The organism is Brevundimonas kwangchunensis (assembly GCF_039523815.1).
In the GTDB taxonomy this organism is placed as follows: Bacteria; Pseudomonadota; Alphaproteobacteria; order Caulobacterales; family Caulobacteraceae; genus Brevundimonas; species Brevundimonas kwangchunensis.
On record NZ_BAAAGA010000001.1, the window covers coordinates 835,565 to 857,204 of the forward strand.

Sequence of the window (21,640 nt, forward strand, 5' to 3'; positions counted from 1 at the left end):
GACGCCGGTAGTTGATGACGCGCCGCATAAGCCCCGCTAAAGCCTGAGTATGACCGACGCGCCGAAAAAAGGCTGGTTCTCCCGCCTGACCGAAGGGCTGAGCCGCTCCTCGAAGCAGATGACCGAACAGGTCGTCGCCACCTTCGTGAAGGAGCCGCTGAGCGAAACGGCGCTGGAGCAGCTGGAAGAGCATCTTCTGGAGAGCGATCTGGGCCCGGCCGCGACCGACCGGATCGTCGAGCGCTTCCGCGAGCTGCGCTTCGGCGCCGGCGCCAACGAGCGCGAGGTCAAGGAGGCGCTGGCCGAGGCCGTGGCCGCCGAACTGATCAACCACGAGGCCCGCTACGAGCCGCTGACGGGCGACAAGCCGTTCGTGACCCTGTTCGTCGGGGTCAACGGCTCGGGCAAGACCACGACGCTGGGCAAGATCGCCTCGGACCTGACGGCGCAGGGCGCCAAGGTGATGATCGTGGCCTGCGACACCTTCCGCGCCGCCGCCCGTGAGCAGCTGAAGGTCTGGGCCGAGCGCGCCGGGGCCACGTTCGAGAGCCGACGCGACGGCGCCGACGCGGCCGGTCTGGCCTTCGACGCCTACACCCGGGCGAAGGCCGAGGGCTTCGACGTGGTGCTGATCGACACCGCCGGCCGCCTGCAGAACAAGATCCAGCTGATGGACGAGCTGCTGAAGATCGTTCGCGTCCTGAAGAAGGTCGATCCGGAGGCCCCGCACGAGACCCTGCTGGTGCTGGACGCCACCGTCGGCCGCAATGCGCTGGAGCAGGAGAAGATCTTCGGCCGGACGGCCTATGTCTCCGGCGTGGTGATGACCAAGCTGGACGGCACGGCGCGCGGCGGGGTGCTGGTGCCCGTGGCCCAGGCCTCAGACGCCCCCATCAAGCTGATCGGCGTCGGCGAGGGCGTCGATGACCTGCAACCCTTCGACGCGCGGGCCTTCTCCCGATCGCTGGTTGGACTGGAGGACTGAGAATGGCCGAGAACCGGACCGGATCGAACATTCGTCAGGCCGTCGACTTCGGCGCCCTGGTCGCCTTCATGGTCGCCTATGCGGTCAACCGCTTCGTGCGCGGGCTGGACGGGCAGGAAGCCCTGGTCCAAGCGACCTGGGTGCTGGTCGGCGCCTCGCTGCTGGCCCTGATCGTCGGCTGGATCGTCGAGCGGCGTCTGGCCCCGCTGCCGCTGCTGACCGGCGGCTTCGCCCTGCTGTTTGGCGTGCTGACGCTGGTCTTCCACGATCCGACGCTGCTGAAGATCAAGCTGACGATCCAGAACGGCCTGCTGGCGATCGTGCTGCTGGGCTCGCTGCCGCTGCGGAAGTACCCGTTCAAATATCTTCTGGGCGAGGCCATCAAGATCACTGACATCGGCTGGCGCGGCCTGACCCTGCGCTACGGCCTCTACTTCGCCGCCGTGGCCATCATCAACGAGGTGGTCTGGCGGACCCAGTCGGACGATACTTGGGTGGCTTTCCGTGGCGGTCTGTGGATCGCGTCGGCCGCCTTCGGCATCTGGCAGGTGTTCTTCATCATGAAACACATGATCAAGGACGAGGAACCGGAACCTGTTTCACCCGATACCGGACTCTGAGAGAGATCGTCCGTCGTCAAACCGTAAAACGTCACTGCTAGCTGTATCGCAGCAACCGAGGGGATACGGTTACATGGTCAAGTCGGGTAACAAGTCGAAGCGGGGGCCGGGCCTGTCCGGATCGCCCAGCCATCTTATGCACCGCGCGCTGCAACTGGCGCTGGACATTTATTCGGAAGAGACGGGGCCGGACGGTCTGACCCAGCGGCAGTTCGCCGTCCTGGAGGCCGTCAGCCACAGGTCGGGCCTGACCCAGACGGATCTGGTGCGCGCCACCGGCATCGACCGGTCGACACTGGCGGATCTGGTCGCCCGGATGACCACCAAGGGGCTGCTCGATCGCGAGAAGTCCACGCTGGACGCCCGCGCCAAGGCCGTGCGCCTGTCGCCCGTCGGCGAGGCGGCGCTGGAGGCGGCGCGCCCACAGGTCGAGGCCGCGGACAAGCGCATCATGGGTCTGCTGCCCAAGGGCAAGCGCGACGGCTTCCTCGAACTGCTGGCCGAACTCGCCGGTGAGGCGGACGCCGCCCCGCTGAAGGCCAAGGCCGAAGCCAAAGCCGCCAAGAAGGCCGCTCGCGAAGGCCGCAAGGCCGAGAAACTCGCTCGCAAGGCCGAGAAGGGCGACAAGCCCGCCAAGGCCGAAAAGCCGGCCAAGGTGAAGAAGCTGAAGGTCGTGGAAGCGGCGTGAACAGACGTCCTTCTCCCCTTGCGGGAGAAAGTGGCAGCCGAAGGCTGACGGATGAGGAGTGGATCAGCCGCCCCTCATCCGACCTCGCTGCGCTCGGCCACCTCCTCCCGCAAGGGGAGAAGGCTCCGGACATCAATCCATCAACTGCTGCGCCAGATACACATAGTGTCTCGCCCAGCGGCGGGCGTTGGCGACCGGATCGGCGTCGTTGGAGTGACCGCCGGCCGTTTCCTCATAGTAGAGGTGGTCATAGCCCATGTCGCCGAGACGGGCGGCGAACTTGCGGGCGTGGGCCGGGTGGACGCGGTCGTCGCGCGTGTTGGTGGTGATGTAGACGCGCGGATAGTTCCGGCCCGGCGCGAGGTGCTGGTAGGCCGAATAACGGGCGATCCAGGCGGCTTCCTCAGGGATGCGCGGGTCGCCGTACTCGCCGATCCACGACGCGCCGGCGGGCAGCTCGTGGTAGCGCAGCATGTCGACCAGCGGACTCTCGATGACCGCCGCGTTGAACAGTTCCGGATGCTGGGTGATCGACACCGAGGTCAGGACGCCGCCGTTCGAGCGGCCATAGATGCCGAGGCGGCGTGGGCTGGAGATGCCGCGGGCCTCGAGGTCGCGGGCCACGGCCGCGAAGTCGTCGAAGGCCAGCTGGCGGTTCTCGTTCAGGGCCGCCTGGTGCCAGGCCGGGCCGAACTCGCCGCCGCCGCGGATGTTGGCCTGGACGAAGACGCCGCCGTTCTCGAGCCACAGCTTGCCCATCTCGGGCTTGTAGGCGGGCGGGAACGAAACCTGGAAGCCGCCGTAGCCGAACAGGATGGTCGGCGCCGGGCCGCTCATCTCGCGCGGGCGGGTGACGAAATAGGGGATGCGCACGCCGTCCGAGGACACGGCCTCGAACTGCTCGGTCACATGGGTCGAGGCGTCGAACTTGGCCGGGGCCTGACGCAGCTCGGTCAGGGTCGCGTCCGGCACATCGGCCAGGCTGAGGGTCGGCGGGGTCAGGAAGCCCTGGGTCGAGATGAAGACTTCGCCGCGCGACTTGGAGCTGTCGCCCAGACCCACGGCGCTGTTGGCCGGGACGGCGATGTCCGTGGCGGTCCAGGCGGCGTGTCGGACGCCCTGCGTGGTGACCGTAAAGCGCTTCAACGTGCCGACGACATTGTCCGAGACGACGGCGAGGATGCTGTCCGACATGACGCGCACGCTGTCGATCGACTGGCGCTCGCCGGGGGCGAAGATGACGCCCGGGTTGCCGTTGGAGGCGACCAGTTCGGGCTGCTGCAGGGTGTCCAGTCGGACGATCACCAGCGACCCGGCGTCGATGCGGTTCCAGTCCTCGTCCGGCGAGAACACCAGTTGCGCGCCCATCGTCCCGTTGATCGAGACGCGCTCGGGGAGGTTCAGCTTGACCGCGCGGCCGTCGACCCACTGCCAGGTCTCGGAGCGGAAGGTGTCCAGCGGACGCGAGATCAGCACCGCTTCGACCACGCCGTCCTTGTTGCGCCAGACCGAGGGGCTGACGCCGTAGCCGCCGTCGGACTGGTCGCCGCGATAGATCTCGGTCGCCTGCGCCAGGGTCCGGCCGCGCGACAGGGTCTTCACGATGAAGGGATAGCCCGACTCCGTCATCGTGTTCGGACCGAAGTCGGTGGCGACCAGCAGGGTGTCGCGGTCCAGCCATTCGAGGCGATGCTTGCCCTCCGGCAGGACGAAGCCGCCGTCGACGAACTGTTTCGTCGTGGTGTCGAACTCGCGGATCACCACGGCGTCCTTGCCGCCGTCCGACAGGCTGATCAGGCAGCGCGTGTCATCCGGCGCGAGGCAGTCGGCGCCCTTGAAGACCCAGTCCTTGCCCTCGGCGCGCGACAGGGCGTCGATGTCCAGCAGGGTCTCCCACTGCGGACTGGCCGTGCGGTAGCTGTCCAGCGTCGTCCGGCGCCAGATGCCTTTCGGGTTGGTTGCGTCCTGCCAGAAGTTGCCGATGCCGTTCCCGAGGAAGCTGGGCGCCGGGATGCGGTCGGTGGCGGTCAGGATCGCTTCGGCCTGCTGGCGGAAGGTCTCGTAGCGCGGATCGCCGGTCAGGCTGGCCAGCGCCCGTTCGTTCGACGCGCGGACGAAGGCCATGGCCTCGGCGCCCTCGACCTGCTCCAGCGCCAGATGATCGTCGGCTGCGCGCACTCCGGCCGGCGTCAGGTCCGCCGGGAAGTGGGGCGGGGTCTGCTGGGCCAAGGCGGGCGAGGCGAGGGCCACGAAGGCGACGCCGGCGAGAAGGGACTTCATCATGAGGCAACTCCGCACGTCAGTTCCTCCCCGAACGGGGAGGGGGACCATCCGAAGGATGGTGGAGGGGTGTTGGACCAAAAGCGGCGGAGGCGCCCCTCCACCGCTTCGCGGTCCAACGCTAAAGTCCTACTCCTGCGCCGGCGTGTCCATCAGGCGGCGGCTGAGGTAGGTGTATTCCAGCGCCAGACGGCGGGCGGTTTCCTGCAGGTTGGCCGCCGCGCCGTGGCCGCCATCGGTGTTCTCGTAGAACAGGACCGGATAGCCGAGCTCCAGCAGACGGGCGGCCGCCTTGCGGGCGTGGCCCGGGTGGACGCGGTCGTCCTTGGTCGAGGTGTGGATGAAGACCTCGGGATAGGGCTGGCCGGCGGCGAGACGCTGGTAGGGCGAGTATTCGGCGATCCAGGCGCGCTGCTCGGGGATGTCCGGGTTGCCGTACTCGGCAATCCAGGAGGCGCCCGCCAGCAGGCGGTGGAAGCGCATCATGTCGAACAGCGGCACCTGGATGACGGCGCCGTTGATGAGGTCCGGACGCTGGGTCAGCATCGCGCCCATGAACAGGCCGCCCTGCGAGCCGCCCATGATGCCCAGGTGCGGCTGGCTGGTGATGTTGCGGGCCTGCAGGTCCAGGGCGACGGCCTGGAAGTCCTCGTGGGCGCGCTGGCGGTTCTGCTGCAGCGCCGCCTGGTGCCAGCGCGGACCGAACTCGCCGCCGCCGCGCGTGTTGGCCACGACATAGACGCCGCCGCGCTCCAGCCACAGCTTGCCGACGGTGGCCGAATAGCCCGGCAGCAGGGAGTTCTGGTAGCCGCCATAGCCGTAAAGCAGGGTCGGGTTCGAGCCGTCCATCGCCATGTCGCCCTGATGGACGACGAAGTAGGGGATCATGGTCCCGTCGGCGCTGCGGGCCTCGTACTGCTCCACGACCATGCCGTCGGCGTTGAACTTGGCCGGCAGGGACTTCATCTGCTCGGTCGAGCCGTCGGTCGCGTCGGCCAGATACAGGGTCGACGGCGTCAGATAGCCCGAGGCGCTGACGAAGACGCGGTCGTCATGGTCACTGGACGAGCCGATGCCGACGGTGGTGTTTTCCGGCAGGTTCAGTCGCGTGCGGCTCCACTCGCCCGCCGGGTTCGGCGTGTACGAATAGATCGAGCCGCGCACGTTGTCGTACAGGGCGACGATCAGCTTGTTGCGGGTGTTCGAAATGCCCTCGATGGCCTGGCGCTCGGTCGGGCGGATCACCAGCTGGGCCTGCGTCGCCGGGTTGGCCAGCCACTGCTCGAGGTTCCACGAGATGACGTCGCCGGTGCGGAACTGCTGGCCTGACGGCGCCGTCCAGTCCTGATCGGTGGTGACGACCAGCTGGCCCTGGATCAGGGCGTTGATGTTCGACTTGGCCGGCAGCTGCAGCTGCGTCGTCGTGCCGTCGGCGTTCAGACGCCAGGTCTCGGCCTCGTAGAAGTTGATGCCGCGGTTCAGCAGGGTGGCCTTCACCACGCCATCGGCGTCGCGCAGGGTGTAGGCGCTGACCGAGACGTCGGTCTGCTGACCCTCGAACACGACCGGCGCCTGATCGACCGACTGGCCGCGACGCAGCAGGCGCACGGTGCGCGGATAGCCCGAATCCGTCAGCGTGCCTTCGCCGAAGTCGCGCGAGATCAGCAGGGTGTCGCGGTCGATCCAGGTGGCGCCGCCCTTGGACTCCGGCAGGACGAAGCCGCCGTCGACGAACTGGCGGGTCTGGCGATCGAACTCGCGGACGGTGACGGCGTCCTTGCCGCCGTCCGACAGGTTGACCAGGCACAGGCGTTCTTCCGGCGGCAGGCAGCTGGCGCCCTTGTAGACCCAGTTCTTGCCCTCGGCGGCGGCCAGGGCGTCGATGTCGAGGATGGTTTCCCAGACCGGCTCGGCCGTGCCGTAGCTCTCGACCGAGGTGGTGCGCCAGATGCCGCGCACGTGGTTGGCGTCCTGCCAGAAGTTGTCGATCACCTCCTCGTCGCCCTGACGGCGGAAGCCCGGCGAGGGGATGCGGTCGCGCGACTGGACGATCTCCAGCGCCTCGGCGTGCAGCTGGGCGTAGCGGGGATCGCCCTGCAGGACGCCGAGCGAGCGGGTGTTCTGTTCGCGCACCCAGGCCAGGGCGCGCTCGCCCTCGACCTCTTCCAGCCATAGATAAGGGTCGGTCGCGTCCGAGGTGGCGAAGCCGGCGCCGGCGTCGGCGGTGGAGGGGGCAGGCGTGGTCTGGGCCATGGCGGCGCTCGAGAGTGCGGTGGTGGCAAGAAGCGCGGCGAGCGCGGCGGTACGGATCATGGAAACCTTCCCCGACGGAAAAACGGATGTTTCGTCGGGCGGCACCTTATCCGTGGAAGGACGACCGGCAAGGCGGCCGGACCGAACCTTACGGATTTGTCATGCGGCGCGACGTCACGCCCCGTCGTCGGGGATGCAGATCACGACGCCGCAGGCCTTGCAGTGCACCGCGTCCGGATCGTGCTTCTGCAGACCGCAGGTCGGGCAGGGATGGAAGACCTTGTGCGGTTTGAAGATCGTCTGGGCCAGCCGCAGGAACAGGGTGATGCCGGTCAGCATGACCACGATCGACAGCACCCGGCCCCAGTTGCCCGGCAGGGTGATGTCGCCGAAGCCGGTGGTCGTGAGGGTCGCCACGGTGAAATACAGGGCATCCAGATAGCCGCTTATGCCCGGATGGCTGTCCCGGAAGGTAGCGTAGACGAAGCCGGTGACCACGAAAACGAAGGTGACCAGTGAGGCGGACGCCTTGGTGACCTCCTCCACCCGGGTGTCATCGTACTTGTGGCCGATGGTGCGCCAGAAGAACTCCGAGTGCAGCAGGGTCCAGAGCCGCAGCAGGCGCAGGAAGCCGAAGTTGAACAACAGTGTCGGGAACAGCAGGGTCGCCAGCACGAACAGGTCGACCCAGGTCGCCGGCTTCTTCAGCCAGTCCTTGATGTCGGTGTGAGCCAGCGCTCGCGCGGTCAGGTCCAGCACCAGCACGGTCGCGATCAGATAGTCGACGACATAGAAGACCAGACCCGCCTCGTGCAGGATCGGCGCGGCGAGGAAGAAGCCGATAATGGCGAAGTCGATGACGATGACCGCCAGTCGGAACTTCACCGCCAGCGGCGACGTGCCGTGATACAGATAGCGCAGTCGGGCACGCAGCCGCAGACCCTCGGCCTTCGGCGGGTTCGTCGGGGCTTCGGCTTTCGGGGCGGGCTTCGCGCGACTCATGGAGCGACTTAACGCGGTTCTCTCGCCTCAGGTCCAGCCTGTGATTATATGCGCACCGACATGACCCGTCCCTTCCTCAAGATGAACGGCGCCGGCAACGACTTCGTCGTCGTCAACGCGCTCGAGACGCCGTTCCAGCCGACGGTCGATCAGGTGCGCGCCATCGCCGACCGGCAGACGGGCGAAGGTTGCGACCAGCTGATCGCCATCGAACCCTCGGAACAGGCCGACGCCTTCATGCGGGTGTGGAACGCCGACGGCGGTATGGTCGAGACCTGCGGCAACGCCCTGCGCTGCGTCGGCTGGGTGCTGATGGAATCGACCGGCAAGACCGAGGTGCGGATCGACACCCTGGGCGGTCTGACCACCGCGCGCCGCGCCGCCGACGGACAGGTGACGGTCGATATGGGCGCGCCCCGTCTCGACTGGACCCAGATCCCGCTCGAGGAGGAGATGGACACGCGTGGCATCGAGCTGCAGATCGGGCCGATCGACGACCCGGTGCTGCACACGCCGGGCGCGGTCTCGATGGGCAATCCTCACGTGGTCTTCTTCATGGACCATGCGCCGAACGACGGCTTCGTGCGCGGCTCGGGCTCGCTGATCGAGCATCACCCGCTGTTCCCGGAGGGCGTGAACGTCGGTTTCGTCCACGCCATCTCGCCCGATCACATCCGCTTGCGGGTGTGGGAGCGCGGCGCGGGTCTGACGAAGGCCTGCGGCACCGGCGCCTGTGCGGCTCTGGTCGCCTCGGCGCGGCGCGGCGTGACCGGGCGTCATGCGACGGTGGACGTCGACGGCGGGCGGCTGGTGATCGACTGGGACGAGGCCTCGGACCACGTCTTCATGACCGGCCCGGTCGAGGTCGAGCGGACGGGAGTATTGTCCTTCTAGTTGTGCCGCGCCATCATAGCTTCACCATTGTGGGGGAAGCCTTTGCCGGTTGAAAAGCGAAAGTCCGCGACGGGTCTGGTCACTCGTTCTGTGATGTCCGGGCTGCGTCAGGGTTCCAAAATCCGCATACGCAGACGCACTCATAGCGCGCTTCTGGCGGGGCTTACCCGACAGAACGGGCACTCAATTTATTTTACCCCGCCCGCACTCGCCGCGCTGTCCGGCATGACCGCGCGCCGTATCATAAACCTCACGAAAGGCGCCGACGAACGACAAGCGGCGGTTGCGGAAGCGTTGCGGCGAATGCCCGAGGTGTATCAGCAGATTATTGGCCCGGGCGGTCGGCCGGGGCTGACCGTCACTCGCGAAGCGCTCCTGCTCGCCAAGGAGCAGGCACGCTTCTGCGGCTTCTGGCCAGTCTGTTGACGGTCGCGCTCGAAAAGGCCGCCGACGCAATCGTCGAGTACAGCCGTAATCTTACGGCCACGTCCGCCTTGATGCTCGCCATATTGGGTGGGTTTATCGGGGATCAGCCTGAGCGAACCGCGGCGGTCGGGATTCTGCTGCCCATTTGCTGGATTACCGGAGGCCTTGCGGTCTTCGCCGGTTTGGCCGTTCAGGGGCGTTTCATCTCTATTCTCGGAAAGTTGGAAACGCCGCAGTCAAAGGTGCTGCTGAGAGCGATCGATGACCCCGCCTTGCGTGGGGTGGCGATCTTTCAAGCGTTCATGTTCATCGCAACGCTGATTTTGGTCCCCATAATTCTAGGCGGGGTAGCGCCAGCCGAGGAAGAGCCTCCCGAGCCGACCACGACGATCAACATCGTGGCGTCTTCGACAACCTCGACAGTTCATCAATCTTGGCCGACGCCGGATGAGATCAAATAGGGGCCTTGCCGTCTTACCGATGCCGCCGGGCGATCAGCGCCCAGACCATCACCACCACACAGGCGCCCAGACCGCTCCAGCCGATCCAGTCCCAGACGCCGTCGCCCAGTAGGGCGCCGACCAATCCGATCAGGGACATGACCGCCACGATGGCCGGGATCGCGAAGATGGCCTTCAGCGAATAGTGACCCGGCTTGCTCATGCGGCCGCCTTCTTCGCCCGACCCTTGGCCAGCCACAGGTAGATGCCGCTGCCCAGCACGATGATCGTGATGATGTCGAGGATGGCCCAGAGGATCTTCAGTGGCATGCCGCCGTAGTCGCCGAAATGCAGCGGCTGGGACAGCGACAGGGTCTTTACATACCAGGGCGCGGGCGTGACCGCCGCCAGCTCGCCGGTGCGGGCGTCGATCAGAGCCGGGGTGGTCAGGTGCTCGGTCAGCGGCGTGTCGCCGTGGAAGAAGACCGCATAGTGGTGGTCGGTCGAATAGCTCGAACCCGGGAAGGCGACGAACTGCAGGGTCATGCCGGGCAGAGCCTCCTTCGCCCGCTCGACCGCCGCGTCCAGCGAGCTGCGCCCGGACGGCGGGGCAGGGCTGTCATAGGCCTGCGTCAGCTCCTTCAGCGCCGTGTCCTTCCAGTAGGCGATGATCGGCACGGCCAGGGTGTTCACCACCCCGGTCACGCCGACGACCAGCACCCAGGCCACCGTCACCACGCCCAGCAGGTTGTGATAGTCGAGCCACCGCGTCCGCGCGGCCTTGCCAGCCCGCACCGTGCCGAAGGGCAGGCGGCGCATGAAGGGCGCATAGAGCACCACTCCCGACACCAGCGCCGCCACCAGCAACAGGCCCATGACGCCCAGGAACAGCATGCCGCCGAGGCCCAGGAACATGTCGGTGTGCAGCTGGAGAATGAACTCCATCACCGGGTGCCCGGCGACCAGGGGCGCGGCGTCGCCGCTGGTCTGGTCGATGGGCTGGAAGTTGAACTGGCCCTCGGGAGCGTCGGGCGCCCGGCTGGTGACGTTCACCACCGGCCGGTCCTCGTCGAAGCTCATGAAGGCGGGGACGTCGCCCGGATGCCGGGCGAGCGCCGTGGACAGCACCTGATCCAGATTCAGCCTGGGCCCGTCAGGATTGGCGGGCGCCCAGCTTTCCTCCAGCAGCAGGTGATCCAGCTCGTGGGTGAACACGAGTGGGAGGCCGGTGATGCAGAGCATCATCAGGAAGGCGGTTGAGACCAGGCTCGACCACTTGTGCACCCACGTCCAGGCCCGGATCGTCCCCGGCTTCATCCGGATCAGAAGTCCGTCGAGATCGAGACGCGGAAGGTGCGCGGTGCGCCCAGCGTCAGATAGTTCGAACCCGGATAGCCGCCGACGGCGACCCACTGGTTCTCGTCGGCCAGGTTCTCGACGCGGGCGCGCAGGGTGACGGGACGGTCGCCGGCTTCGAAGGCGTAGCGCACGCCGGCGTCGAACCGGGTCCAGCTGTCCAGATCAACGGTCGCGCTGACGGCCTGCGGCCCGGTGTGCACGACGCGACCTTCCACCGTCAGGCCGGACAGGGCGGCGACGTCCCATTCGACGTTCAGGTTGGTCTGGAAGTTCGGCACGCCGATCGCGCTGTCGCGGGAGGGGATTTCGGTGTCCAGCAGGGCGACGCCGCCGAGGATGCGCAGGCCCTCCACCGGCTCGCCATAGACCGACAGTTCGATGCCCCGGTTCTCCTGCTCGCCGTCGGCGGCGTAGATGCGGGTAACGGGGTCGAAGGTCTCGCTGGCCAGGACAACGCGGAACACGTTCAGCGTCGCGCCGAACGTGCCGGCGTCATACTTCACGCCCGCCTCGACCTGCTCGCCACGAAACGGATCCAGCACCTCGCCGGCATTGGCGACGGGCGTGCCGTTGACCACCGTCGGCGCCGTCTTTCCGGGGACCAGGGCTTCGGCGTAGTTGGCGTACAGCGAGATCCGGTCGCTCGGCTTGAAGACCACGGCGAAGGCCGGGGTGACGGCGTCGCCCTCGTAGCCCGAGCCCTTCGCGCCGGTGCTGTAGTCGTAGGCGCCGGTCTCGATCTCCTGATAGCGGGCGCCGACGGTGGCCAGCAGGCGGCCGTCGAGGAACGACATCTGGTCGGCGATGGCGAAGCTGGAGGCGCGCGACCGCTCGGTGGTCAGCGGGTCGTCCAGGTCGCCGCCGACGAAGAAGTCCGGGGCCGGTGGGGCGACATCGACCGGGGCGTAGAGGTTGCTGGCGAAGCCGGAGAAGTTCGAGAAGGCGTAGGCGTTCTCCGAGCGCAGCTGCACCTGCGAGGCCGAGGCCACGATGCGGTGATCGACCGAGCCGGTGGTCACGTCGAAGCGGACGCCGACGTCGGCCGAGAAGACGTGGTCCTCGCGCACGTTGTCGAAGCGGTAGGCGGTCAGGCTGCCGTCCGGATTGGCGTTCGGATTGGCGAGGACGTTGTCCTCCTTGCCGCTGCGGCCGCCGAGCGCGGCCCAGACGGTGATGTCGTCCGAAACGTCGAACTCGCCGCGCACGACGCCGAACAGCTGTTCCTCGTCCGTATAGGTCCAGGGCTGGGCGAAGTTGATGTCGGCCGACGGCGCGGTCGGGATCGCGCCGTTCGGGGTCACGGTCGGGCGGGGCGCGTTGATGCGGTGGTTCTGCCAGCCGAGGTCGGCCGAGAAGCGGGCGCGGTCGCCGCGGCGGTCGAAGCCGAGGCCCAGCACCTGCAGTTCGCGGTTCTCGCGGTCGATGGTCGTCTCGCCGTCGCGGGCGGCGACGTTCAGGCGGCCGCCCCATTCGTTGTCGACGCCGAAGCGGCGCGAGAAGTCGGCGGCGGCGTACAGGGCGTCACCACCGTCCCAGCCCGCCGTCAGACGGTTGAGCGGCGCGCTGCCTGCGCGCTTGGGCGTCAGGTTGATGGCGCCGCCGATGGCCGAGCCGCCCGGGGCCGCGCCGTTCAGGAAGGCGGTCGGGCCGTGGAAGACCTCGACCCGCTCGACCAGTTCCGACGCCACATACTGGCGCGGCAGCACGCCGTAGAGGCCGTTGTAGGTCATGTCGTCCGAGTACACGGGGAAGCCGCGGATGACGTACAGCTCCTGGAAGTTGCCGAAGCCCTTGGTGACGCGCACGACCGGGTCGTTCTGCAGCACGTCGCCGACGCTGCGGGCCTGCTGGTTGCGGGCCAGTTCCCCGGTGTAGCTGGTGACGGCGAAAGGCGTGTCCATCACGTCCTGCGAGCCGAACATGCCAACCCGGCCGCCGGTCGCGACCTGACCGCCGGCGTAGGCGGGAGGTTGGCGCACCTGGGAGCCGGTGACAACCACCTCGCCCAGCTCGGTGGTCTGGGCGTCCTGGGCCAGGGCGGGGCCGGCCAGCAGGGTCGCGGCGGCGGAGAGAAGCAGTATCGAGCGGAGAGTCACGGAGGTCGCCTTGGGGAGGTGCGATTGAGAACGGGTCGCACTATCAGTCGCGTCGTGAGGTGACAACCTTGGCCGGACGCTCCTGCACGGCCCCGTGCGGCGCAGGGCGGGAATCCGCCCGGATCGGCGCGTCGCCGTCACCTTTTCCGGACATTTCGCGTCGCATGACGGACCAAAGCCCGGTCGCGCTTCCCTTGCGTCAGCGGTTGTCCCGCCGCAGCGCCCGCACTAGGAACAGGGCTGAACCAGCAGATGCGCGACCACGCGCCCGGAAACGCTCGACCGACATGCCCGACCTGACAGACAAACAGACCTTCTCCGATCAGGACGCGCTGGACTTCCACCAGCTGCCGGCCCCCGGAAAGATCTCGATGGCGCCGATCAAGCCGATGGCGACCCAGCGCGACCTGTCGCTGGCCTATTCGCCGGGCGTGGCCGTGCCGGTGCTGGCCATCGCCGCGGATGCGGACAAGGCTTACGACTACACGTCCAAGGGCAATCTGGTCGCCGTCATCTCGAACGGCACGGCCATCCTCGGCCTCGGAAACCTGGGTCACATGGCGTCCAAGCCGGTGATGGAAGGCAAGTCGGTGCTGTTCAAGCGTTTCGCCGACGTCGACAGCTTCGATGTCGAGGTGAAGACCACCGATCCGAACGAGTTCATCACCGTGGTGAAGAACATCGGCGACACATGGGGCGGCATCAATCTGGAGGACATCAAGTCTCCGGAATGCTTCGAGATCGAGGCCCAGCTGCAGGATCTGCTGGACATCCCGGTATTCCACGATGACCAGCACGGCACGGCCATCATCTCGACCGCCGGCCTGATCAACGCCGCCCATATCGCGGGCAAGAAGCTGGAAGACCTGAAGGTGGTTCTGGCCGGCGCCGGCGCCGCGGGCCTGTCTTCCATCGGCCTGATGAAGGCGGCGGGCGTGAAGCACGAGAACACGGTGATCGTGGACCGTGACGGCGTCGTCTATCGCGGCCGCGGCGAGATGGACCAGTGGAAGGCCGCCCACGCGACCGACACCCCGCACCGCACCTTGGCCGAGGCGATGGTCGGCGCGGACGTGGTCATCGGCCTGTCGGCCAAGGGCGCGATAACGAAGGAGATGGTCGCCACCATGGCGCCCAATCCGATCATCTTCGCCATGGCCAATCCGGACCCGGAGATCACCCCGGAAGACGTGCAGTCGGTGCGTTCTGACGCCATCATCGCCACGGGCCGGTCGGACTACGCCAACCAGGTCAACAACGTGCTGGCCTTCCCCTACCTGTTCCGCGGCGCCTTGGATGTGCGCGCCCGTCAGGTGAACCACGAGATGAAAGTCGCCTGCGCCCAGGCCTTGGCCGCCCTCGCCCGCGAGGACGTGCCGGACGAGGTCGCCGCCGCCTATCGCGGACGCAAGCTGAAGTTCGGCCGCGACTACATCATCCCGACCCCGTTCGACCCGCGCCTGATCTGGTACATCCCGCCCTTCGTCGCCCAGGCCGCGATGGACACCGGCGTGGCGCGGATGCCGATCGAGGACATGGACGCCTATCGCATCGGCCTGCGCGCCCGCCTCGATCCGTCGGCCGCCCTGATGCAGAACATCTCGGGCGCCGTGCGCGCCGCGCCGAACAAGCGGGTGGTGTTCGCCGAGGGCGAGGAGACTGCGGTCATCCGCGCGGCCTGGGGCTTCAAACAGGCCGAGCTGGGCACGCCGATTCTGATCGGCCGCGAGGAGCTGATCCGCAAGAACGCCGCCGAGGCGGGTCTGAACTTCGACGACATGGGGATCGAGATCGTCAACGCCCGCGTCTCGGAGCACAACACCGAGTACACCGACTGGCTGTACGACAAGCTGCAGCGCCGGGGCTATCTGCGCCGCGACGTGCAGCGGATGATCAACCAGGACCGCAACTACTTCGCCGCCGCCATGTGCGCGCGTGGCCAGGCGGACTGCATGGTCACCGGCGTCACCCGCAACTTCAACATGGTGCTGAAGGAAGTCCGCCGCGTCCTGGACGTGAAGGAGCGGATGATCGGCCTGTCGATCCTGCTGGCCAAGGGCCGGACCCTGTTCGTGGCCGACACCTCGATCCACGAACTGCCGGACGCCGAGGAACTGGCCGAGATCGCCATCCAGGCCGCCGCCACCGTGCGCAAGCTGGGCAAGGTGCCGCGCGTGGCCTTCATGAGCTACTCGACCTTCGGCAACCCGCCGGGCGAGCGCGGCGAGAAGGTCCGCGAGGCCATCCGCATCCTCGACGCCCGCGGCGTGGACTTCGAATACGAGGGCGAGATGCCGCCGGAGCTGGCGCTGGAGCCGGAGCTGCGCGGCTCCTATCCGTTCATGCGCCTGACCGGCCACGCGAACGTGCTGGTCATGCCGGCCATTCATTCAGCCGCCATCTCGACGCGTCTGGTCCAGTCGCTGGGCGGCGCGACCGTGATCGGCCCGCTGCTGGTCGGTCTGGAGAAGTCGGTGCAGATCGTCTCGCTGGGCGCCTCGGTCAGCGAGATCATCACCGCCGCCACCTTCGCCGCCTACGAGGAAGGCGCGGCCGAGGGGGAGTGAGCCGTAGCCGCCGCCGGGGTCAGCCCCGGGCGGCGGCCTTCCGACGCTCGGCGGCGTCGCGCACCCATTCGAGAACGCAGAAGCCGACGGCCAGCAGACCCAGCCAGGCGGCGATGGCGAACATCGGCGCATAGCCCTGCGCGTCCACCAGCTCGCCCAGCGCGCCGCGGCCGAGGGTGCCGATCAACAGGGCCAGAGAGATGAAGACCGCGAACTGGACGGCGCCGAACGTCTTGTTCGACAGGGCGGACAGATAGGCCACGAAGGCTGCGCCCGCGAACCCGCCGGCGATGTTCTCGCCGGCGATGGCGAGCATCAGTCTCGCGAGGGGTTCGCCGATCTGGAAGGCTCCGAACAGGTCGTACAGACGCGTGGACTGCATGAAGCCGCCGATGACCGGCGCCCCCATGGCGAGGTCCATCATCAGCAGGTTGGTCGCCGCCGACAGGATCGCGCCGATCAGCAGGCTCCACATCCGGCCGATGACCAGCAGGGCCCAGCCCCCCAGCGCGATGCCGGCGATGGTCATGAAGACCCCGAAGGTCTTGGACGCCAGGGCCACCTCGGCATTGGTGTGACCGAGCGCGCCGCCTGAATCGCCCATGTAGAACGGGAAGGCGAACGGGCCCCAGACGCCGTCGGTGATGCGGTAGGTCAGGATCAGCCCGAGCACGATCACCGCGCCCCAGCCGAGCCGCCCCATCAATTCCACAAGCGGCGCGAGGATGGCGTCGTACAGGGTGTCGGCGAAGCTGGATCGGCCTGTCGCCTCCGTGGCGGCCGCAGGCGCGCTGCCTTTCCAGACGATCAGCCCGGCGAGCACGGCGGGCAGGACGACGGTCGCGCCCACGATCCACGGCCCCCAGGCCGCGGTGAAACTGCCGGCGCTCGGCGCGGGCGATGTCGTCAGCGCCGTGACCATGAAGCGGACCAGCATGAAGGCGGCCCATGCCCAGGCGGTCAGGGTGGCGACCAGGACGATCAGGCGCATGCGCGGTGACCCGCGACGCTCGCGCGCGACGGCGCTCCGGGACGTCGGTTCGGGCTCCGGGGCGATCAGGGTGCCGAGAATGCCGACGCCCATCAGAAGACCGCCCACGACGAACACGCCGGGCCAACCGATGGCCGACGCAAGCAGCAGCGCGCCCGCGCCGCCCGTGAGGGCTGCGGTCCGGTAGCCCAACTGGTAGATGGTCGAAAGCAGATCAATGGGCGTGGTTTCGTCCGCGACCTCGATCCGCCATGCGTCAATGACGATGTCTTGGGTCGCGAATGCGAACGCGCCCAGCGCGGCGCCCATCGCGAGCGGCGCCAGCGTGCCGGCGCTCGGGTGCGACAGGGCGACAAGGCCCAAGGCGATGGCGATGGTGATCTGCAGGACGATCAGCCAGCTACGCCGCCGTCCGAAACGCTTGCCGATCAGCGGCGGGGTCCAGCTGACGGCGGGCGACCACAGGAAACGGAATGCGCCGAACAGGCCGATCCAGCTCAGGATGCCGATGGTGGCGACCGGGATCTCCTCCTCGGTCAGCCAGGCGTTCAGCGTGCCGATCAGCATGGCGAAGGGCAGGCCGGCCGAGAACCCGAGCAGCAGCATCGCCAGGGTCCGACGTTCCCTGAAGGCGGCCTTCAGAACGCCCATACCGCGCGGAGCGGGCTGAAGCGCGGCGACCTCGGCCGCCGGGGTCTTGTTGTCGGTCACTGGCGCGTCTCCGGACGCCCCCACCCCCCGTGAGCTTGGCGTCTCTTCTCAGACGGCGACCTTGGCGCGGTCCGCGCGGTTCGTCCAGCGGGACAGCGAGGCGCGCAGCGACTGCAGCTCCAGCGGCTTGACCAGATGGTCGTCCATCCCGGCCTCGAGGCAGGCGCGGCGGTCCTCGGCGAAGGCGTTGGCGGTCAGGGCGATGATCGGCGTGTTGTCGCCCCTTGCGCGCAGCTGGCGGGCGGCGGTGGGGCCGTCCATGCCCGGCATCCGCATGTCCATGAAGACCAGATCGTAGCGCGCGCGCTTCATCGCCGTCAGGGCCTCGTCGCCGCTGGCGGCCGTCTCGACCGTGCAGCCCTCGCGCTTCAGCAGGGTGGCGGCCAGCAGGGCGCCGACCGGATTGTCCTCGACCAGCAGCACCCGGGTGCCCGAGAAGCGGCCCGGCACGACGCGGTCGTCGTCCGGGGGCGGCGGGGGCGGCGGCCCGGGCTGTTCGGACTTGCCGGCGGCGGCCAGCACCCGCTCGGCCAGCGATGCGCGGCGCAGGGGCTTGATCAGATAGCCGGCGAAACCCGCCGATCGGTAGCGGGCGATCAGGTCCCGCTCGGACGGCTTCAACAGCACGATGGCGCGCCCCTCGACCGGGCGCGCCGCCAGACCCTGAGCCAACGAACGGCCCGAGTGATCGACCAGCACCACCGGAGCGTCGCCCGCGACAGCGCCGCCCGAGGCCTCGATCTGGGCCGCGGCGGCCGACTGCACGAACGGATCGGGGCTCAGAATGGAAACGGCATGGCCGGCCAGCGGCGCCCCTCGTTCGGCGGCGGGCGCGGCGTCGAACACGGCCTCGAACCGGAAGCGGGCGCCGGGACCCTCGGGACGATCGCCGACGGTGACCACGCCCTGCATCGCCACGGCCAGCTTGCGCACGACCGCCAGACCCAGGCCCGCGCCACCGAAGCGGCTGGCGTCCGAGGCGTCGACGTGGCCGAACTCCTCGAAAATCCGCTCGCGCGCCTCCTTCGGCACGCCGGGGCCGGTGTCGTCGATGGTGAAGGCCAGACGCGGGCGGGCGTCGGTCCCGCCCGTGCGCTCGACCGCGATGCGGACGCCGCCGGTCTCGGTGAACTTCACCGCATTGCCGGCGAGGTTGAACAGCACCTGCCGCAGCCGGCCCTCGTCGCCCAGCACGTCGGGCGCGTCGCCGGCGACCGACCAGGCGATCTCCAGACCCTTGTCGTGGGCGCGCGGGCTCAGCAGTTCGGCGACGCCGCGGACCAGAGCCTCCAGATCCACCGGCTCGGAATCGAACTCCAGCTTGCCGGCTTCCAGACGGGCATAGTCCAGCAGGTCGTTGACCAGTCCCAGCAAGTGTTCGGCGGACGAGCGGGCCGCGTCGGCATAGGCGCGTTGGGCGCCGTCGAGCCGGGTCCGCTGCAGCAGGCCGATCATGCCGATCACCCCGTTCAGGGGCGTGCGCATCTCGTGACTCATCAGACGCAGGAACTGATGCTCGGCCGAGCCGTCCGTCACGGTCTTCGCCTGTTCGCCCTTGCGTCGGGGCATGCCGGGTTACTCCTGGCGGGTCACATTCAAGGAGATGCTAGCGCCAATCCCTCAAGAGCGGCTTAATCGCCGGCAGGGGTCACCAGACGGGCGTCGTCACGGGGCCGGCCGGGGCCGTGTCGCCCGACCCGAAGCCGGCGCGGCGATAGATGAGGGCCTCTGCGATGTGACGGCGAAGCACGCCGTCGCTGCCGTCCAGATCGGCGATGGTGCGGGCCAGCCGCAGCGTCCGGGTCCAGCCGCGTGCGGTCATTCCGCCCCTCTCGCCCGCCCGCATCAACAGGGACTTGCCCGGCGCATCCGGCGCGGCGAACCGGTCCAGCAGTTCTCCCGACACGCGAGCGTTGATGGTCTGGTCGCGGGCGGTCTCGGGATCGACCCCGGCCTTCGCCAGACGCGCCATCTGCATCGCGCGCGCTTCGGCGACCCGCGCCGCCGCCTCGGCCGTGCCCTCGGACGGCGCCGGCAGGGCCATGTCGGCGGCGGTGACCGGCGGGGTCTCCACCGTCAGATCGATGCGGTCGAACATCGGGCCGGAGATGCGGTTCTGATAGTCGCGCTGACAGCGCGGAGCCTTGCCGCACGCCCCCTTGCCCCCACCGCCGATGCCGCACCGGCAGGGATTCATCGCCGCCACCAGCTGGAAGCGCGCCGGATAGCGGACGTGGGCGTTGGCGCGGGCGACGACAATCTCGCCGGTCTCGAGGGGCTGGCGGAGCGAGTCGAGCGCCTGCGCGCCATACTCGGGCAGTTCGTCGAGGAAGAGCACGCCATTGTGCGCCAGCGACGCCTCGCCCGGCTTCGCCTTGTGGCCGCCGCCGGTCAGGGCCGCCATGGAGGCCGAATGGTGCGGCGCGCGGAAAGGACGGTCGCGGGTCAGGCCGCCGCGCTCGATCAGCCCGGCGATTGACCAGACCATCGAGGTCTCCAGCAGCTCGCGCGAGGTCAGCGGCGGCAAGAGGCCGGGCAGGCGGGCGGCCATCATCGACTTGCCCGAGCCGGGCGGGCCGACGAACAGCAGGTTGTGGCCCCCGGCCGCGGCGATCTCCAGCGCCCGCTTGGCGCCCTCCTGCCCCTTGACCTCACGCAGGTCGGGCGGGCGATCGCCGGAGCGAAGGTCGCCGGGCTTGGGCCGCGCCAGCACCTGCGCGCCCTTGAAATGGTTCACCAGTCCGATCAGCGAGCGGGGCGCCAGCACCGGCACATCGCCGGCCCAGGCCGCTTCCGGCCCGTTCGCTTCAGGACAGATCAGTCCAAGGCCCATGCCGTCGGCGGCCATGGCCGCGGGCAGGGCGCCGCCGACCGGAGCGATGCGGCCATCCAACCCCAGTTCCCCGATAGCGACCCACCCGGAGAGGGCGTCTGGCGGAATCACGCCCATGGAGGCCAGCAGGGCCAAGGCGATCGGCAGGTCGAAATGACTGCCTTCCTTGGGCAGGTCGGCCGGGGCGAGATTGGCGATGATCCGCTGCGACGGCAGGGCCAGGCCGATGCCGGCGAAGGCCCCGCGCACCCGGTCGCGGCTCTCGGCCACCGCCTTGTCCGCCAGACCGACCATGGTGAAGATGCCGTTGTCCGCCGACAGCTGCTGGACCTGAACGTCCACGCGTCGACATTCGACGCCGTCGAAGGCGACCGTGGCCACGCTGGCGTGCATCGCGCCCCTCCCCGTTCAGGAGGCGAGCGAAACACTCATGAGTTGTAATTACAAATTACCGCTCAGGCGGCGCGCTTCTTCTCGATCGCGTCCCACATCAGGGCGGCGGCGTTGATCCCGTTGAAGCGCAGCAGCTGCTGGGCGCCGGTGGGGGAGGTGACGTTGATCTCGGTCATCCAGTCGCCGATCACGTCGATGCCGACGAAGATCAGGCCGCGCTCGCGCAGCGTCGGGCCGATGGCGGCGCAGATCTCGCGGTCCCGCTCCGTCAACTCGACCGGCTGGGCCGAGCCGCCGACGCGCAGGTTGGACCGCACCTGATCCTTGGCCGGAACGCGGTTGATGGCGCCGACGGGCTCGCCGTCGATCAGGATGATCCGCTTGTCGCCCTTGGACACCGCCGGCAGGAATTTCTGGATCACCAGCGGATCGCGCGAGCCCATGGCGTGGATCTCGACCAGGGCGTCCAGGTTGGGATCGTCGGCCTTCAGCCGCACGACGCCCGAGCCGGCCGCGCCGTGCAGGGGCTTCAGCACCACCTCGCCGTGGCGGCGGTGGAAGTCGTTCAGCGCCACCGGATCCGAACTGATCAGGGTCGGCGGCGTCAGGGCCGGGAATTTCGTGACCAGCAGCTTCTCGGGCGCCGAGCGCACCTCGGCCGGGTCGTTCACCACCAAAGTCTTCGGATGCACCGTCTCCAGCAGATAGGTGGCGGTGACATAGGCCATGTCGAACGGCGGATCCTGACGCATCAGGATGACGTCGACGTCCTGCCCCAGATCCAGCTTCGCCTCGTCGCCGAAGGTCACATGGTCGCCGACGACCTGTCTCAGGGTCACCGGCCGGGCGCGGCAGTACAGACGGCCGTCCTCCAGCGCCAGGGTGCGGAAGTCATAGACCCAGATCGGATAGCCTCGGTTCTGGGCCTCCATCGCCTGCAGCCAGGTGGTGTCCGACTCGATGTTGACCCCTTCGATGGGGTCCATCTGGATGGCGACGCGCATGAGGAGGTCCGGGAGTCGAGGGTTGGAGCAGTGCAGAGATAGGCGGTGTCCGTGTGCGAAACCAGCATGGCGGGCCAGCTTGTCGTTCTGCAGTGGCG

At 68.4% G+C, this 21,640-nt stretch carries 17 protein-coding genes; 7 read left to right on the forward strand and 10 right to left on the reverse strand.

All coding sequences use genetic code 11. From position 1 onward, the window contains the following. The first annotated feature begins 49 nt into the window (after positions 1 to 49). The 3 genes from ftsY to ABDZ95_RS04065 all read left to right on the forward strand — a co-directional run bounded on the left by ftsY (position 50) and on the right by ABDZ95_RS04065 (position 2,293). Positions 50 to 985, forward strand: coding sequence for a signal recognition particle-docking protein FtsY (ftsY, locus tag ABDZ95_RS04055; protein ID WP_343790749.1), 936 nt, complete (start codon positions 50 to 52; stop codon positions 983 to 985). Between the two features lie 2 nt (positions 986 to 987). Further along, the gene (locus tag ABDZ95_RS04060; RefSeq protein WP_343790753.1) at positions 988 to 1,605 is read left to right on the forward strand and encodes an inner membrane-spanning protein YciB; all 618 of its coding nucleotides are present in this window, start codon (positions 988 to 990) and stop codon (positions 1,603 to 1,605) included. Between the two features lie 73 nt (positions 1,606 to 1,678). Beyond that, positions 1,679 to 2,293 carry a MarR family winged helix-turn-helix transcriptional regulator gene (locus tag ABDZ95_RS04065; protein ID WP_343790756.1) on the forward strand — a complete coding sequence of 205 codons (615 nt, stop codon included), beginning with the start codon at positions 1,679 to 1,681 and terminating at the stop codon, positions 2,291 to 2,293. A 132-nt stretch (positions 2,294 to 2,425) separates the two neighbouring features. On the opposite strand, the gene ABDZ95_RS04070 is transcribed toward ABDZ95_RS04065, so the two are convergent. The 3 genes from ABDZ95_RS04070 to ABDZ95_RS04080 form a co-directional block, all read right to left on the reverse strand. Continuing rightward, the gene (locus ABDZ95_RS04070) at positions 2,426 to 4,576 is read right to left on the reverse strand and encodes a prolyl oligopeptidase family serine peptidase (protein WP_343790760.1); all 2,151 of its coding nucleotides are present in this window, start codon (positions 4,574 to 4,576) and stop codon (positions 2,426 to 2,428) included. A gap of 126 nt (positions 4,577 to 4,702) precedes the next feature. Continuing rightward, positions 4,703 to 6,886 carry a prolyl oligopeptidase family serine peptidase gene (locus ABDZ95_RS04075; RefSeq protein ID WP_343790763.1) on the reverse strand — a complete coding sequence of 728 codons (2,184 nt, stop codon included), beginning with the start codon at positions 6,884 to 6,886 and terminating at the stop codon, positions 4,703 to 4,705. 114 nt (positions 6,887 to 7,000) lie between these two features. After that, positions 7,001 to 7,828 carry a potassium channel family protein gene (locus tag ABDZ95_RS04080; RefSeq protein WP_343790766.1) on the reverse strand — a complete coding sequence of 276 codons (828 nt, stop codon included), beginning with the start codon at positions 7,826 to 7,828 and terminating at the stop codon, positions 7,001 to 7,003. A gap of 60 nt (positions 7,829 to 7,888) precedes the next feature. Between ABDZ95_RS04080 and dapF the strand changes: the two genes are divergently transcribed. From dapF to ABDZ95_RS04095, 3 genes are read left to right on the forward strand one after another with little or no spacing between them, the layout of a single operon-like run. Then, positions 7,889 to 8,722: a diaminopimelate epimerase gene (gene dapF, locus ABDZ95_RS04085; RefSeq protein ID WP_343790769.1), complete on the forward strand. Its 834-nt coding sequence runs from the start codon at positions 7,889 to 7,891 to the stop codon at positions 8,720 to 8,722. 42 nt (positions 8,723 to 8,764) lie between these two features. After that, positions 8,765 to 9,148 (forward strand): hypothetical protein, encoded by a 384-nt coding sequence (locus ABDZ95_RS04090; protein WP_343790772.1) that lies wholly within the window; start codon positions 8,765 to 8,767, stop codon positions 9,146 to 9,148. After that, positions 9,145 to 9,609: a hypothetical protein gene (locus ABDZ95_RS04095; protein ID WP_343790775.1), complete on the forward strand. Its 465-nt coding sequence runs from the start codon at positions 9,145 to 9,147 to the stop codon at positions 9,607 to 9,609. The genes ABDZ95_RS04090 and ABDZ95_RS04095 overlap by 4 nt, the downstream gene beginning before the upstream one ends. A 13-nt stretch (positions 9,610 to 9,622) precedes the next feature. Here the strand turns inward: ABDZ95_RS04095 and ABDZ95_RS04100 are convergent, their stop codons facing one another. The 3 genes from ABDZ95_RS04100 to ABDZ95_RS04110 are packed head-to-tail and all read right to left on the reverse strand — an operon-like array spanning position 9,623 to position 13,043. After that, on the reverse strand, positions 9,623 to 9,811 hold the full coding sequence (locus ABDZ95_RS04100) for a hypothetical protein (protein WP_343790778.1): 189 nt from the start codon (positions 9,809 to 9,811) through the stop codon (positions 9,623 to 9,625). Continuing rightward, positions 9,808 to 11,001 (reverse strand): PepSY-associated TM helix domain-containing protein, encoded by a 1,194-nt coding sequence (locus ABDZ95_RS04105; RefSeq protein WP_343790781.1) that lies wholly within the window; start codon positions 10,999 to 11,001, stop codon positions 9,808 to 9,810. Before ABDZ95_RS04105 ends, ABDZ95_RS04100 begins: the two co-directional genes overlap by 4 nt. Beyond that, positions 10,911 to 13,043, reverse strand: a complete 2,133-nt coding sequence (locus ABDZ95_RS04110) for a TonB-dependent receptor (protein WP_343790783.1) — start codon at positions 13,041 to 13,043, stop codon at positions 10,911 to 10,913. Before ABDZ95_RS04110 ends, ABDZ95_RS04105 begins: the two co-directional genes overlap by 91 nt. 287 nt (positions 13,044 to 13,330) lie before the next feature. Here ABDZ95_RS04110 and ABDZ95_RS04115 point away from each other — a divergent pair, with 287 nt between their 5' ends. Then, a complete protein-coding gene (locus tag ABDZ95_RS04115) occupies positions 13,331 to 15,610 on the forward strand; it encodes an NADP-dependent malic enzyme (protein ID WP_343790786.1) in 2,280 nt (759 codons plus the stop codon). Positions 15,611 to 15,629: 19 nt separating this feature from the next. Here ABDZ95_RS04115 and ABDZ95_RS04120 read toward each other — a convergent pair whose 3' ends face one another. The 4 genes from ABDZ95_RS04120 to gshB form a co-directional block, all read right to left on the reverse strand. After that, positions 15,630 to 17,312: an AmpG family muropeptide MFS transporter gene (locus ABDZ95_RS04120; RefSeq protein WP_343790789.1), complete on the reverse strand. Its 1,683-nt coding sequence runs from the start codon at positions 17,310 to 17,312 to the stop codon at positions 15,630 to 15,632. A 48-nt stretch (positions 17,313 to 17,360) separates the two neighbouring features. Further along, positions 17,361 to 18,881 (reverse strand): response regulator, encoded by a 1,521-nt coding sequence (locus ABDZ95_RS04125; protein WP_343790792.1) that lies wholly within the window; start codon positions 18,879 to 18,881, stop codon positions 17,361 to 17,363. 79 nt (positions 18,882 to 18,960) lie between these two features. After that, positions 18,961 to 20,538: a YifB family Mg chelatase-like AAA ATPase gene (locus ABDZ95_RS04130; RefSeq protein WP_343790795.1), complete on the reverse strand. Its 1,578-nt coding sequence runs from the start codon at positions 20,536 to 20,538 to the stop codon at positions 18,961 to 18,963. 62 nt (positions 20,539 to 20,600) lie between these two features. After that, complete coding sequence (gene gshB / locus ABDZ95_RS04135; protein WP_343790798.1) at positions 20,601 to 21,542, reverse strand: glutathione synthase; 942 nt, start codon at positions 21,540 to 21,542, stop codon at positions 20,601 to 20,603. Positions 21,543 to 21,640: the final 98 nt, after the last annotated feature.

What these genes read in the sequence shown, in the direction of transcription:
- gshB (WP_343790798.1), bottom strand. Translation starts at nt 21,542, where the DNA reads ATGCGCGTCGCCATCCAGATGGACCCCATCGAAGGGGTCAACATCGAG.
- ABDZ95_RS04060 (WP_343790753.1), top strand. Translation starts at nt 988, where the DNA reads ATGGCCGAGAACCGGACCGGATCGAACATTCGTCAGGCCGTCGACTTC.
- ABDZ95_RS04065 (WP_343790756.1), top strand. Translation starts at nt 1,679, where the DNA reads ATGGTCAAGTCGGGTAACAAGTCGAAGCGGGGGCCGGGCCTGTCCGGA.
- ABDZ95_RS04080 (WP_343790766.1), bottom strand. Translation starts at nt 7,828, where the DNA reads ATGAGTCGCGCGAAGCCCGCCCCGAAAGCCGAAGCCCCGACGAACCCG.
- ABDZ95_RS04115 (WP_343790786.1), top strand. Translation starts at nt 13,331, where the DNA reads ATGCCCGACCTGACAGACAAACAGACCTTCTCCGATCAGGACGCGCTG.
- ABDZ95_RS04130 (WP_343790795.1), bottom strand. Translation starts at nt 20,538, where the DNA reads ATGCACGCCAGCGTGGCCACGGTCGCCTTCGACGGCGTCGAATGTCGA.
- dapF (WP_343790769.1), top strand. Translation starts at nt 7,889, where the DNA reads ATGACCCGTCCCTTCCTCAAGATGAACGGCGCCGGCAACGACTTCGTC.
- ABDZ95_RS04075 (WP_343790763.1), bottom strand. Translation starts at nt 6,886, where the DNA reads ATGATCCGTACCGCCGCGCTCGCCGCGCTTCTTGCCACCACCGCACTC.
- ABDZ95_RS04070 (WP_343790760.1), bottom strand. Translation starts at nt 4,576, where the DNA reads ATGATGAAGTCCCTTCTCGCCGGCGTCGCCTTCGTGGCCCTCGCCTCG.
- ABDZ95_RS04125 (WP_343790792.1), bottom strand. Translation starts at nt 18,881, where the DNA reads ATGCCCCGACGCAAGGGCGAACAGGCGAAGACCGTGACGGACGGCTCG.
- ABDZ95_RS04100 (WP_343790778.1), bottom strand. Translation starts at nt 9,811, where the DNA reads ATGAGCAAGCCGGGTCACTATTCGCTGAAGGCCATCTTCGCGATCCCG.
- ftsY (WP_343790749.1), top strand. Translation starts at nt 50, where the DNA reads ATGACCGACGCGCCGAAAAAAGGCTGGTTCTCCCGCCTGACCGAAGGG.